Source organism: Arthrobacter jiangjiafuii (assembly GCF_018622995.1).
Taxonomy (GTDB): domain Bacteria; phylum Actinomycetota; class Actinomycetes; order Actinomycetales; family Micrococcaceae; genus Arthrobacter_B; species Arthrobacter_B jiangjiafuii.
Map to the genome: position 1 here is coordinate 656,438 of NZ_CP076022.1, position 13,338 is coordinate 669,775.

Genomic DNA, 13,338 nt, shown 5'->3' on the forward strand with positions numbered 1-13,338 from the left:
CGGGGCGTTCCCTTACCTATGAGGATCGCCGGTGCGCGACGCAGCCGGATCAGCCCTTGGGCTTGACCACGGGGAAACGGCCGCTGGGCTCCTCGTCTTCCTCGAAGTGGCTTGCAGCCGGCCCCACGATCAGGGGATCGGGCGCATGCACCAGTGAGGTGTCCTTGTTGGGGTAGTCCACGGAATGGAGGACCTGGCGCATGGCCTCAAGCCGCGCGCGCTTCTTGTCGTTGGACTTCACCACCGTCCACGGCGCATCACCGGTATCGGTGTAGAAGAACATGGCTTCCTTGGCTTCGGTGTAGTCATCCCACTTGTCCAGGCTGGCCAGGTCGGTGGGGGAGAGCTTCCACTGTTTCACCGGATCTGTTTCGCGGGCAGCAAACCGGGCCACCTGCTCGGCTCGGCCCACGGAAAACCAGAGTTTCGTGAGCAGCACACCCGAGTTCACCAACATGCGCTCCAACTCGGGCACTTCGCGCATGAACTCCAAATACTGCGCCGGCGTGCAGTACCCCATCACGCGTTCCACCCCTGCCCTGTTGTACCAGGACCGGTCCATCATGACGATCTCACCACCGCTGGGAAGTCTGGCGATATACCGCTGGAAGTACCATTGCGTCCGCTCACTGTCGGTGGGCTTCTCCAGCGCCACGATCCGCGCACCGCGGGGATTGAGGTGTTCATTGAAACGCTTAATGGAACCGCCTTTGCCGGCGGCGTCACGGCCCTCGAAGATGAGGAGCATTTTCTGCCCGGTGTCCTTCACCCAGAGCTGCATTTTCAAGAGCTCGATCTGCAGTGCCCGCTTCTGCCGTTCGTAGCTGCGCCGCGACATTTTTTTGTCATACGGATAGTTGTGCCGCCAGGCGTCATCGTCGGCGTTTTCCTTCATTTTCTTGGTCTTGATTTTGAGCTCGCGCAGTTCGTCCAGCTCGCTGGTGTAGTCCTCGGTCAGAGCTGACGGCTGGCCATTCCCGTCGGGTGATATCCCGTCAGCTGCTGCATCACGGTCGGCCGGCTTGCTGCCGTTCCCTGTGGCCGCGGCCTTTGCCTTGTTCGTAGCCTCGGTAGCCTCGGTAGCCGTGGTCTTGTTCGTAGCCATAACATCTCCCTGCGCTGACGGTACTAACGAATCTACGTCCCAGTGTTGGGGGAAGGAAGGGGCGCCGGCTAGGGAAAACGGCGGACGACGGCGGGAGCATAGCGATAGTTTCCTCCTGCGGCGGGGTGCCACTCACCGGAGTTTCGGGAGAACAGCGGCAGGAGCAGACCGAAATCCGGCACAGAACCGGCAGCGACCCGAGAGTCGCGGAATTTCCGCACCGGAAAATCACCCATAATAAATACCGATGACTTCTCTACATTCCAAGGTTCTGTCCCTTATAGCGCTGCCCGTCATTCTGTTCGGTTCCGCCGCCTGCACGCCGCTGGCCGAAACCGAAACCGGAAACGCCTCCTCTTCGATCTCCGCCACGGCCGAGGCCCCAGCCCCAGCTGAAGCGGCCGGGCCGGCCGAAGCCCCGGAGCCGGCCGGACCGGCAGCAGCGGGAACCGCACTGGAACAACTCGCAACCCTGCCGATCAAGGGCCGCGCCCCCAAGACCGGTTATGACCGGGATCAGTTCGGACCGGCCTGGGCCGACATCGACCACAACGGGTGCGATACCCGCAACGACATCCTGGCCCGCGATCTCACCGCCGTCGTCTATAAGGACGGAACCAAGGAGTGCGTGGTGGCCTCGGGCAGCTTCGCCGACCCCTACACCGGGACCACCATCAGTTTTGTGCGCGGCAACGAGACCAGCACCGCCGTCCAGATCGACCACGTCGTGGCGCTCTCCGATGCCTGGCAGAAGGGTGCCCAGCAGCTCTCTGCCGAGGACCGCCGCCAGCTTGCCAACGACCCGCTGAACCTGATGGCCGCCGACGGTCCTGCCAATGGTGCCAAGTCGGATTCCGACGCCGCCAGCTGGCTGCCGCCAAACAAGGCCTTCCGCTGCGGCTACGTTGCGACGCAGACAGCCGTCAAGGCCAAGTACAGCCTGTGGATGACCCAGGCCGAGCACGACGCGATCGCCTCCGTCCTGTCCACCTGTCCGGACCAGCCGGTGCCCGACGGCGCCGGGTTGCCTCCGGCGGTTGCCGTTGCCGGCGCGGATGCAGGGGCAGAGGATGTTGCGGCTGATCCCGCAGCCGGTGTCGGCAGCGCACCGGTGTATGCGAACTGCACTGCGGTGAAGGCCGCCGGGGCAGCTCCGATCCGGCCCGGCGACCCGGGCTGGGATCCGAAGTTCGACGGCGACGGCGACGGCGAGGGCTGCACCTCCTAGCTACACCTGTCCACAATTGCAGGACCGCATTCTTCCCACCGTCAAACTCGGGACGGCCGGCAAGCGTTGAGGTCCTGCCGGGCGCGTAATCGGAAACATTTGTTCTTTCTTTCGCAATGTCACGGTGTCAGGATCGGGGCATGACTTCTTCCCTCACCATCGGTTATGCGGCAATGCTGGAGCAGTTTCATCCCACGGAGGCGGTGGCACTGGCTGAATACGCCGAGAGCAAGGGCTTTTCGGGCGTGATGGCGGCGGACCATTTCCAGCCGTGGGTGCCGGCCCAGGGCCAGAGCTCATTTGTCTGGAACGTCCTGGCTGCATTGGGGGAGCGCACCAAAGGGGATATCGGCCCCGGCGTCACCGCGCCGACTTTCCGCTGGCATCCGGCCATGGTGGCGCAGGCCTCGGCCACGCTCGCGGCCATGTATCCCGGCCGGCACTGGCTCGGGCTGGGATCCGGCGAGGCCCTGAACGAACACATCACCGCGCAGTACTGGCCCGAACCGCCCGAACGCATCAACCGGATGTTCGAGGCCATCGAGATCATCACCAAGCTTTTCACCGCGTCGCTGGCCGGCAAGGATGTGCGGCACAAGGGTGAGTTCTACACGATGGAATCCACCCGGCTGTGGACTATGCCCGAAACGCCGCCGGAAATCCTGGTGGCCACGGCCGGACCGGTCACGGCAAAACGGGCCGGCCGGCACGCCGACGGCCTGATCACGGTGGGCGCGCCGCTCGAGAAGATCGGGATGCTCTTTGACCGGTTCCACGCCGGTGCGCGCGAGGCGGGCAAGGTCCCGGACACCATGCCCAAGGTCCTGCAGCTGCACATGAGCTGGGCCGAGACGGATGAGGAAGCGCTCACCAACGCCATGGTGGAGTGGCCCAACGGCGGCATGAAGTTCCCCAAGGCGGATATCCGTTCTCCCTTCGAGCTGGAGCAGATGGCCAAGCTGGTCCGGCCGGAGGACTTTGAGGGACGGATGGTGATTTCCAGTGACCCCGATATCCACCGCGCCTACATCCAGAAGTTCGTGGACCTGGGATTCGACCGGATCTACCTGCACAACGTGGGACGGAACCAGCGGGACTGGATCGACGTGTTCTCCCGCAGCGTGCTCCCGGCCCTGAAGCGCTGACCCCATGCGCGCCGTGACACTGTTTGTGCTGCCGGGGATCGGCGAGATCACGCCGGGCACGGATGTGGCGGCGGTGATCCTGGCAGCGGCAGGCTCAGCGCCCGACGCCGCGCTGCAGCCCGGCGATATCCTCGCCGTCACCTCCAAGATCGTGTCCAAGGCCGAGGGCCGGCAGGTCCTGGCAGCGGACCGGGAGCAGGCGATCACCGACGAAACGGTGCGTGTGGTGGCCAGCCGGAAACATGCCGGCGGGGTGACCCGGATCGTGGAGAACAAGCTGGGGATCGTGGCCGCGGCCGCCGGGGTGGACAACAGCAACACCCCGGCCGATACCGTGCTGCTGCTGCCCGTGGATCCCGACGCCTCCGCCCGCGCCCTGTGTGCCCGGTTGCGCCGGGAACTGGGGTTCGACGTCGGCGTCATCATCACCGACACCCTCGGCCGGGCCTGGCGCGAGGGGCAGACCGACGCCGCCATCGGCGCCGCCGGGATAGAGGTGCTGACGGACCTGCGCGGCACGCCGGACAGCTTCGGCCAGGAGATGAGAGCGACCATGACCGCAGTGGCTGACGAAATCGCAGCCGCCGCGGACCTCGTCAAGGGCAAGACCAGCCAGTGCCCGGTGGCGGTACTGCGCGGCCTGCCGGAGCTGGTGCTTCCCGGGGGGACCGGTGCCGAACCTGTTCCGGGCCGGGCTGAACGGGCCGAACCTGTTCCGGGCCGGGCTGATGCAGGCGCCAGGTCGCTGATCCGACCGGCAGCGCAGGATCTGTTCCGGCAAGGCAGCGCCGAAGCCTGGCGCGATGGCTACGCGGCGGCCTGCCGGGATGCGGGCCTGCCGGTGCCGGTTTTTCAGGAGGATGAGCCCTCGTAGCTGAGCCCGGCCCGGTCTGTCGCCTCGCTGGCCGGATCCCGGCCTGCTTGCGGAAGAGACAGTGCGATCAGCGGCCGGCCGGTGGCCGGATGCACCAGCACGTCCGCCTGCACCCCATAGACCTGCCGGATCAGAGCGGGGCTTAACACGGTGCGCGGTTCCCCGGCCGCCACCACCGTGCCCCGGTGCAGGACAATCACATGGTCACAGTGTGCTGCGGCGTGCGTCAGGTCATGCAGGGCGGCGACGACGGCGATGCCCCGTCCGGCGAGCTGCCGCATCAGCTGCAGGGTGGCCAGCTGGGCAAACGGATCCAAATGGTTGGTGGGTTCGTCCAGCAGCAGCAGTTGCGGCTGCTGCGCCAGGGCCCGGGCCAGCTGGACACGCTGCCGCTGACCGCCGGACAGCTCGCCGTAGAGACGGTCCCTCAGTTCGGGCACTCCGGCGGATTCCAGCGCGGCCAGCACCGCGTCGTCGTCCCCGCTGTTCCCAAAGCCCAGCAGCGGCCGGTGCGGCATCGTCCCCAGCGACACCACTTCGCGGACGGTCAGGGGAACCCCGGTCCCGGATTCCTGATCGACCAGCGCCGCAATGCGCGCCCGTTCCCGGCGCGGCCGGCGCAGCAGGTCGCTGCCCTGCCACTGAATGGTGCCCCGGCGCGCGGGCACCACCCCGGCCAGTGCCCGCAGCAGCGTGGACTTCCCGGCGCCGTTGGGGCCCACCAGGGCGGACAGGGCGCCGGCCGGAACCGTACAGTCCACGCCGTCGACCACCAGTGTGCCGCCCAGGCTCACCGCCAGGTCGGAAGCCCGCAAGCCGTCGTCGGGCCCACCGCCCGTCCCCGCGCTCATGCCCCGCCCTTCCGCCGCGCCAACACCCAGGCAAAGACCGGGGCGCCGATCACCGCGGTCACCACGCCCACGGGCAGTTCCCGGGGTTCAAACACAAACCGGGCGGCCGTATCCGCCCAGATCAGGAAGACCGCGCCCAACAGGGCCGACAACGGCAGCAGCGCCCGGTGCCCGGGTCCGGCCACCAGCCGGACCAGGTGCGGAAACACCAGGCCGATAAAACCGATCGCCCCGCTGACCGACACCATGGCACCGGTCAGCAGGGCCGTTGCCGCCAGCAGTGTCCACCGCGCCGCCGGAACATGGATGCCCAGGGCGGAAGCGGCGTCGTCCCCGAACGCGAAACCGTCCAGGAGGCGGGCGGCCGCGAGCAGCGGAATGCCCACGGCCAGCAGTGCGCCGGCGGCGATCCCGGCACTGGACCACTGGGTGCCGCTGAGCGAGCCGAGCAGCCAGCCCAGGATGTTCCGGTAGGAATCTCCGGTGGCCGTCCAAAAAATCACCAGGCTGGTCAGGGAGCTGCCCAGGGAGGAGACCGCCACACCGGCCAGGACGGTCCGCGACGGCGTCAGCCCTCCGGCCAGCCGTGCCAGCAGCAGGGTGGCGGCGAGCGCGGCCAGCGCACCGATGAATGCCGCGAGCGGCAGCAGCAGCTGCAACCCCAGCAGCAGCACGCAGACCGCACCCAAGGAGGCCCCCGAGGACAGGCCCAGCAGATACGGATCAGCCAGCGCGTTACGGGTCAGTGCCTGCATCACCGCGCCGCTGACCGCCAGCCCGGCACCTACCGCGGCGGCCGTCAGCACGCGGGGCAGGCGCAGCTCCCAGATGATGCCGTCCTGCAGCGCCGACAGCGGGCTGGTGCCGATGCCGAGGTGGGACAGCATGCTGCCAAATGCGTCGGCCACGCTGATATCTGCCGGACCCACCGCCGCTGCCGCTGTTATGGACAGGACCAGTACCGCGGCCAGCACCGCCGTCGCCGGTCCCGTTCGGATCGAACGCCGCGGCGCCGGTCGCACGACGGCGCCCTGACGGGAGGCCACAGCGGCGCTCACGGCAGCACCGCCAGCTGTTCGGCGAGGTCCGCCACCGCTTCGGCATTGCGAACCCCGGCCTCGGCGGCGGCAAAGGGCAGGACCAGATAGCGGTTATTGACCACTGCATCCATGCCCGCCGTCGCCGGATGTGAGGCGAGCAGCTCCTTCTTGGATTCGGCTGTGTTCCGGTCTGCGTCCACCAGGATGATGACGTCGGGATTGGCAGCCACCACGGTTTCCCAGCTCAGCGAGGCCCAGGAATCCTGCACGTCTGCGGTTATGTTCTGCAGCCCGAGGGTGTCCATCATCATCTGCGGGGCACCCAGCCCGGCCCCTGCATACGGAGTGTCCCGGCCGGACGAGAACCAGAAGGCAGTCCTTCCGCCGCCGGCCGGTTCAATGCCCTCCACGGTTGCGCGCTGCTGGGCGACCAGCTTGGCGGCGGCCTCGGAAGCGCCAAAAACGGCACCGGCCTCGGTGATGCCGGCAAAAACGTCTTCGAAGTCCAGCTTCTGCACCGGCTTGCCCGTCTCCCGGCAGGCATGCGGGGAGACATAGCTGCCGATGCCGAGCGAAGCCAGAAAATCCCGTTCACCGGCGGTATCGGCACTGAGGTTCGATTCCCAGCCGGCATAGATGAAGTCCGGTTCCAGGTCCAGGACCGGCTCCTGGGACGGCGCGGAGTCGGAGAGGATGTTCAGCGGCGGCGCATCGGCGGCCAGCGCTGCGGGGAGCGGGCCGTCCAGGAATGCCGCACCGGCCACCTTGCTGCCCAGGCCCAGGGCCAGCAGGGTTTCGACCGCCGTGGACTTGATCGCCACAATCCGTTCCGGCGGCGCCGACAGGGTCACCTCGGTGCCGCAGTTCATCACGGTCAGCGGGTATCCCGTCGAACCGGCACCACCGGAACCACTGGAACCACCGGCGGTAGCGGAAGCCGGCGGCGTCGTCGTCGAACCCGAACCGGCAGGGGAGCCCGGTGCCGCCGGGGCGGAGGCCGCAGAGCAGCCGGCGAGCCCGGCCGCCATGGCGGCCAAGAGCAGCGAAACGGCAGGAAAAAGGGATCGGTTCATGATTCCTCGCAGCTGGTAGGGACATCGGAGGGATCCATGGCCCAAATCCAGACCAGCTGTACCGGCCATACCCGGCCGGTGATCTATTCGAGGAAGGCTAGCACTGCATTGTTTCCGATGCTGGCGTTTGCCCTGGAACGGCTACCCCGGCGGCGAATTAAATAACCGGTCGCCAAATACCCTTGCGGGCACCGGCGGTACTGGTTGAAGGTAAAGGGGCCGCGGCATGCCGATCCTGCTTTACCCTCCAGCTTTTACGCCGCGGAAATGCCGGGGAAATCTCTAGCCCAAAGACTGGGAACGGCCCTTCAACCGGCCGATCGGAACCGCGGCCGGGTAAGCCGCTTAGAGGAGGCACAATGACAATCATCCGTACCGCCCTGACCCAGACCACCTGGACCGGGGATGAGGAATCCATGGTCGCCAAGCACGAGGACTTTGTCCGCAAAGCCGCGGCCGAGGGCGCGCAGATCATTTGTTTCCAGGAGCTTTTCCACGGACCGTATTTCGGAATCGTGCAGGACAACAAGTATTACGACTACGCGCAGAAGGTGCCGGGGCCGCTGACCGAACGGTTCTCGAAACTCGCCGCGGAGCATCACATGGTGATCATCCTGCCCGTGTATGAGGAGGAACAACCCGGGGTCCTCTACAACACGGCCGCCGTGATCGACGCCGACGGAACCTACCTGGGGAAGTACCGCAAAAACCACATTCCGCACGTCGAGAAGTTCTGGGAGAAGTTCTACTTCCGGCCGGGGAACCTGGGCTGGCCGGTTTTCGACACCGCTGTCGGGGCCGTGGGTGTGACCATCTGCTATGACCGGCACTTCCCCGAGGGCTGGCGGGTCCTGGGCCTGAACGGCGCCCAGCTCGTCTTCAATCCCAATGCCTCCAAACCCGGCCTGTCCAACCGGCTGTGGGAACTGGAACAGCCCACCGCCGCCGCGGCCAACGGCTACTACGTGGTGGTCCCGAACCGGGTGGGCGCCGAAACCAACGAATTCGGCGACGAAGCCGTGGATTTCTACGGGACGTCCTATATTGCCGATCCGCAGGGCAACTACGTCGGCAATCTCGGTGCCCGCGACAGCGAGGAACTGATGATCCGGGACCTGGACATGGACCTGGTGCGCACCGCCCGGAACAGCTGGCAGTTCTACCGCGACCGCCGCCCGGACGCCTACACGCCCATCACCAACCCGTAGCCACTGCCGGCTGGACGGAAACACACCAGGGACAAGGGAGTCGTTTTGAGCACAACACTGATCACCGGGGGAACAGTCGTGACCTCCACCGGCCGCAGCGAAGCGGACGTCCTTATCGACGGGGAGAGGATCGCCGCGGTGCTGGCGCCGGGATCCACCCTCCTGGGCCACGACCTTGCCGGCTCAGTGGACACCGTCCTGGATGCCGCCGGCAAATACGTGGTGCCCGGCGGCATCGACGCCCATACCCACATGCAGATGCCCTTCGGCGGCACCGAAGCCTCCGACACCTTCGAAACCGGCACCCGTGCCGCAGCCTGGGGCGGCACGACGACGATTGTGGACTTCGCGATCCAGCGTTACGGGGAGCGGGTGATGGACGGCCTGGCCCAGTGGCACGAAAAGGCGGCAGGGGAGTGCGCCGTCGACTACGGGTTCCACCAGATCGTGGGCGATGTCAACGACGACTCGCTCAAGGCCATGGCCGGACTCATTGATGAAGGCGTGTCCAGCTACAAGCTGTTCATGGCCTATCCCGGGGTCTTCTACAGTGACGACGCCCAGATCTACAAGGCCATGCGGGTGGGCGCGGACACCGGGCTGATGACCATGATGCACGCGGAGAACGGGCCGGCCATCGACGCCATGGTCAGCGAACTGCTGGCCCAGGGCAAAACCGATCCCTACTATCACGGGGTGGCGCGCGCCTGGCAGATGGAGGAGGAAGCCACGCACCGGGCGATCATGCTGGCCAACCTCACCAACGCACCCCTCTACGTTGTGCATGTCTCCGCCAAACAGGCTGTCGAGCAGCTCGCGGCTGCCCGGGACAACGGGCAGAACGTCTTCGGGGAGACCTGCCCGCAGTACCTGTACCTGAACCTGGAGGACCAGCTCGGCGCCGAGGGCTTCGAAGGGGCCAAATGGGTCTGCTCCACGCCGCTCCGCTCCAAGCACGAACACCACCAGGACCACATGTGGCAGTCGCTGCGCACCAACGACATCCAGATGGTCGCCACCGACCACTGCCCGTTCTGCATGAAAGGCCAAAAGGACATGGGTGTGGGCGACTTCTCCAAGATCCCCAACGGCATCGGCTCGGTGGAGCACCGCATGGACCTGATGTACCAGGGCGTGGTGGACGGGAAAATCAGCCTGGAACGCTGGGTGGAGATCACCAGCACGACGCCGGCACGCATGTTCGGCATGTATGGCACCAAGGGCCTGATCGCCCCGGGAGCCGACGCCGACGTCGTCATTTACGACCCGGCGGGCCACACCTCGATCGGCCTGGAAAAAACCCACCACATGAACATGGACTACTCCGCCTGGGAAGGCTACGAGATCGACGGGCACGTGGACACCGTGCTCTCCCGCGGCCGGATCCTGATCAACGACAACGAATACCTCGGCGCCAAGGGCCACGGCCGGTATGTGCGCCGGGCTCCCAGCCAGTACCTGATCTGAGCAGCGGTTGACCTTGGAGCGAACCCAGCCAGTCTCTATATAGAGGAGCGGAACAGTATGGAATTTGGAGCAGTCCTGCAGTGCAATCCGCCCGCGGCGCGGACGGTGGCACTGGCCAAGCTGGCAGAGGAGCACGGGTTCGAGTACGTGTGGACCTTCGACTCCCACATCCTGTGGCAGGAACCGTACGTTCTCCACAGCCGCATCCTCGCGGAAACCCGAACCATCACGGTGGGTCCCATGGTCACCAATCCGGCGACCAGGGACTGGACCGTCACCGCATCGACGTTCGCCACCCTGAACCAGATGTACGGGAACCGGACGGTGTGCGGAATCGGCCGGGGCGACTCGGCGCTGCGGGTGAGCGGCGGATCCCCGACCACGCTGAAGACGCTGCGCGAGTCGATCCATGTGATCCGGGAGCTGGCCAACTCCCGTGCGGTGGAATACAACGGCACCACCCTGCAGCTGCCGTGGAGCACCGGATCGACGCTGGAGATGTGGGTGGCGGCCTACGGCCCGCTGGCGCTGAAGCTGGCTGGTGAGGTGGGGGATGGGTTCATCCTGCAGCTGGCGGACCTCGACATCGCGGAATGGATGATCGCTACCGTCCGCTCCGCTGCTGCCGCAGCCGGACGCGACCCGATGTCGATCAAGTTCTGCGTGGCCGCTCCTATGTATATAGGGGAGGACTGGGAGCATATGCGCCAGCAGTGCCGCTGGTTCGGCGGCATGGTGGGCAACCACGTTGCGGACATCGTGGCCAAGTATGGGGCCGACGCCGCGGTGCCGCAGGCGCTGACCGATTACATCGCCGGCCGGGAAGGCTACGACTACAACGAGCACGGCCGGGCCGGCAACACCCACACCGCCTTTGTGCCCGACGAGATCGTGGACCGGTTCTGCCTGCTGGGCACCGCGGAAGCGCACATTGAAAAGCTGGAAAAGCTCAAGGCACTGGGGGTCACCCAGTTCGCCGGGTACCTGCAGCATGACAACAAGGAAGAGACACTGCGGGTCTACGGCGAAACGGTCATCCCGGCCCTGCGCGAGCAGGTCAGTGCGAGGGGATAGCAGCGCTTGGCAAGGGCCCCAGGGCCGGGCGCCGGCAGGGGTCTAACGCTGCGGGTCTGAAGCGCTTCTCCCTGCGGGAATCAGGCCTCCGGGAGGGCCGTCGGAGCCGAGTTGCGGCCGGGCCCAAACCTGTGTAAAGTCTTCTAAGTCGCCGCGGCCGGGAGTTGAGAAACTTCTGAGAGCATGGCGGCCAAACCCCACCAAAAACATCCTGGTGATCCACCCTGCGCCTCACGGCCCGGGAGCGGAAAGCCGGGGATTTTGCGTGGGATTATCCGGACAAAATGAAGCAGACCGCGGAATATCCCGAATTGCCAAATACGGTCCGGATGGAATAGAATAAAGAAACACTGCAGCGAAGAGAAAAGAAAAACAAGTAATTGTTTTCTCCGAGTATTTCGTATGCATCTGTTGTTTGAGAACTCAATAGTGTGCCAAGTTTATTGATACCAATTTATTTTAATTGGTTGAACTGGTTCTTCCGCCCACCCCGTGGGTGGGAAGGACTTTTTTAGCTGGTTTCGAATTTAGTGCAGGACCGTGCAGCCAATTTTCCTTGGCTCCGGTGCTGTGTCTGTAACACATTTACGGAGAGTTTGATCCTGGCTCAGGATGAACGCTGGCGGCGTGCTTAACACATGCAAGTCGAACGATGACTTTTGTGCTTGCACAAAATGATTAGTGGCGAACGGGTGAGTAACACGTGAGTAACCTGCCCTTAACTTCGGGATAAGCCTGGGAAACCGGGTCTAATACCGGATACAACGGACCACCGCATGGCGGTCCGTGGAAAGCTTTATGCGGTTTTGGATGGACTCGCGGCCTATCAGCTAGTTGGTTGGGGTAATGGCCCACCAAGGCGACGACGGGTAGCCGGCCTGAGAGGGTGACCGGCCACACTGGGACTGAGACACGGCCCAGACTCCTACGGGAGGCAGCAGTGGGGAATATTGCACAATGGGCGAAAGCCTGATGCAGCGACGCCGCGTGAGGGACGAAGGCCTTCGGGTTGTAAACCTCTTTCAGTAGGGAAGAAGCGAAAGTGACGGTACCTGCAGAAGAAGCGCCGGCTAACTACGTGCCAGCAGCCGCGGTAATACGTAGGGCGCAAGCGTTATCCGGAATTATTGGGCGTAAAGAGCTCGTAGGCGGTTTGTCGCGTCTGCTGTGAAAGCCCGGGGCTCAACCCCGGGTCTGCAGTGGGTACGGGCAGACTAGAGTGATGTAGGGGAGACTGGAATTCCTGGTGTAGCGGTGAAATGCGCAGATATCAGGAGGAACACCGATGGCGAAGGCAGGTCTCTGGGCATTAACTGACGCTGAGGAGCGAAAGCATGGGGAGCGAACAGGATTAGATACCCTGGTAGTCCATGCCGTAAACGTTGGGCACTAGGTGTGGGGGACATTCCACGTTTTCCGCGCCGTAGCTAACGCATTAAGTGCCCCGCCTGGGGAGTACGGCCGCAAGGCTAAAACTCAAAGGAATTGACGGGGGCCCGCACAAGCGGCGGAGCATGCGGATTAATTCGATGCAACGCGAAGAACCTTACCAAGACTTGACATGAACCGGAAAGGCCTGGAAACAGGTCCCCCACTTGTGGCCGGTTTACAGGTGGTGCATGGTTGTCGTCAGCTCGTGTCGTGAGATGTTGGGTTAAGTCCCGCAACGAGCGCAACCCTCGTTCTATGTTGCCAGCGCGTTATGGCGGGGACTCATAGGAGACTGCCGGGGTCAACTCGGAGGAAGGTGGGGACGACGTCAAATCATCATGCCCCTTATGTCTTGGGCTTCACGCATGCTACAATGGCCGGTACAAAGGGTTGCGATACTGTGAGGTGGAGCTAATCCCAAAAAGCCGGTCTCAGTTCGGATTGAGGTCTGCAACTCGACCTCATGAAGTTGGAGTCGCTAGTAATCGCAGATCAGCAACGCTGCGGTGAATACGTTCCCGGGCCTTGTACACACCGCCCGTCAAGTCACGAAAGTTGGTAACACCCGAAGCCGGTGGCCTAACCCCTTGTGGGAGGGAGCCGTCGAAGGTGGGACCGGCGATTGGGACTAAGTCGTAACAAGGTAGCCGTACCGGAAGGTGCGGCTGGATCACCTCCTTTCTAAGGAGCACCTCAAGGTCTGCGTCCTTCCACAGTGTTGGATGTGGTTCTTGCAGGAGATGCCCATATCGGAGACATATGTTCTCCGGTGGGTGCTCAAGGGTGGAATATCAATAAGCAGGTGCCCGGCGTTGAGCCTGGCAGCATCAGTACGTTTCATC

The 13,338-nt window shown here is 64.5% G+C and carries 10 protein-coding genes and 1 rRNA gene; 7 read left to right on the plus strand and 4 right to left on the minus strand.

What is annotated here, in order from left to right; all coding sequences use genetic code 11:
• Positions 1–49: 49 nt before the first annotated feature.
• Positions 50–1,105: a polyphosphate kinase 2 gene (ppk2, locus tag KKR91_RS03235; RefSeq protein WP_210231647.1), complete on the minus strand. Its 1,056-nt coding sequence runs from the start codon at positions 1,103–1,105 to the stop codon at positions 50–52.
• A 247-nt stretch (positions 1,106–1,352) separates the two neighbouring features.
• Here ppk2 and KKR91_RS03240 point away from each other — a divergent pair, with 247 nt between their 5' ends.
• From KKR91_RS03240 to cofE, 3 genes are all read left to right on the plus strand, one after another.
• The gene (locus tag KKR91_RS03240) at positions 1,353–2,333 is read left to right on the plus strand and encodes a GmrSD restriction endonuclease domain-containing protein (protein WP_210231646.1); all 981 of its coding nucleotides are present in this window, start codon (positions 1,353–1,355) and stop codon (positions 2,331–2,333) included.
• Positions 2,334–2,473: 140 nt separating this feature from the next.
• On the plus strand, positions 2,474–3,478 hold the full coding sequence (locus tag KKR91_RS03245) for a TIGR03557 family F420-dependent LLM class oxidoreductase (protein WP_210231645.1): 1,005 nt from the start codon (positions 2,474–2,476) through the stop codon (positions 3,476–3,478).
• A gap of 4 nt (positions 3,479–3,482) precedes the next feature.
• Positions 3,483–4,352, plus strand: a complete 870-nt coding sequence (gene cofE, locus KKR91_RS03250; RefSeq protein WP_210231644.1) for a coenzyme F420-0:L-glutamate ligase — start codon at positions 3,483–3,485, stop codon at positions 4,350–4,352.
• On the opposite strand, the gene KKR91_RS03255 is transcribed toward cofE, so the two are convergent.
• The 3 genes from KKR91_RS03255 to KKR91_RS03265 are packed head-to-tail and all read right to left on the minus strand — an operon-like array spanning position 4,331 to position 7,316.
• Complete coding sequence (locus tag KKR91_RS03255; RefSeq protein ID WP_210231643.1) at positions 4,331–5,203, minus strand: ABC transporter ATP-binding protein; 873 nt, start codon at positions 5,201–5,203, stop codon at positions 4,331–4,333. The genes cofE and KKR91_RS03255 overlap by 22 nt on opposite strands.
• On the minus strand, positions 5,200–6,261 hold the full coding sequence (locus tag KKR91_RS03260) for a putative F420-0 ABC transporter permease subunit (RefSeq protein ID WP_420481417.1): 1,062 nt from the start codon (positions 6,259–6,261) through the stop codon (positions 5,200–5,202). The genes KKR91_RS03255 and KKR91_RS03260 overlap by 4 nt, the downstream gene beginning before the upstream one ends.
• Positions 6,258–7,316: a putative F420-0 ABC transporter substrate-binding protein gene (locus KKR91_RS03265; RefSeq protein WP_210231642.1), complete on the minus strand. Its 1,059-nt coding sequence runs from the start codon at positions 7,314–7,316 to the stop codon at positions 6,258–6,260. The genes KKR91_RS03260 and KKR91_RS03265 overlap by 4 nt, the downstream gene beginning before the upstream one ends.
• 359 nt (positions 7,317–7,675) lie before the next feature.
• Between KKR91_RS03265 and KKR91_RS03270 the strand changes: the two genes are divergently transcribed.
• The 4 genes from KKR91_RS03270 (at position 7,676) to KKR91_RS03285 (ending at position 13,177) form a co-directional block, all read left to right on the plus strand.
• Positions 7,676–8,524 carry a nitrilase-related carbon-nitrogen hydrolase gene (locus KKR91_RS03270; RefSeq protein WP_210231641.1) on the plus strand — a complete coding sequence of 283 codons (849 nt, stop codon included), beginning with the start codon at positions 7,676–7,678 and terminating at the stop codon, positions 8,522–8,524.
• 45 nt (positions 8,525–8,569) lie between these two features.
• Entirely contained in the window at positions 8,570–9,991 is a 1,422-nt protein-coding gene (gene hydA / locus KKR91_RS03275) for a dihydropyrimidinase (RefSeq protein ID WP_210231640.1), read from the plus strand.
• Between the two features lie 57 nt (positions 9,992–10,048).
• Positions 10,049–11,065 (plus strand): TIGR03842 family LLM class F420-dependent oxidoreductase, encoded by a 1,017-nt coding sequence (locus KKR91_RS03280; RefSeq protein ID WP_210231639.1) that lies wholly within the window; start codon positions 10,049–10,051, stop codon positions 11,063–11,065.
• 584 nt (positions 11,066–11,649) lie between these two features.
• Positions 11,650–13,177: ribosomal RNA gene (locus KKR91_RS03285) — 16S ribosomal RNA — on the plus strand.
• The last annotated feature ends 161 nt before the right edge of the window (positions 13,178–13,338 follow it).

Coding starts and splice junctions, on each gene's coding strand:
- ppk2 (WP_210231647.1), bottom strand. CDS start 1,105: ATGGCTACGAACAAGACCACGGCTACCGAGGCTACCGAGGCTACGAAC.
- KKR91_RS03240 (WP_210231646.1), top strand. CDS start 1,353: ATGACTTCTCTACATTCCAAGGTTCTGTCCCTTATAGCGCTGCCCGTC.
- KKR91_RS03245 (WP_210231645.1), top strand. CDS start 2,474: ATGACTTCTTCCCTCACCATCGGTTATGCGGCAATGCTGGAGCAGTTT.
- cofE (WP_210231644.1), top strand. CDS start 3,483: ATGCGCGCCGTGACACTGTTTGTGCTGCCGGGGATCGGCGAGATCACG.
- KKR91_RS03255 (WP_210231643.1), bottom strand. CDS start 5,203: ATGAGCGCGGGGACGGGCGGTGGGCCCGACGACGGCTTGCGGGCTTCC.
- KKR91_RS03265 (WP_210231642.1), bottom strand. CDS start 7,316: ATGAACCGATCCCTTTTTCCTGCCGTTTCGCTGCTCTTGGCCGCCATG.
- KKR91_RS03270 (WP_210231641.1), top strand. CDS start 7,676: ATGACAATCATCCGTACCGCCCTGACCCAGACCACCTGGACCGGGGAT.
- KKR91_RS03280 (WP_210231639.1), top strand. CDS start 10,049: ATGGAATTTGGAGCAGTCCTGCAGTGCAATCCGCCCGCGGCGCGGACG.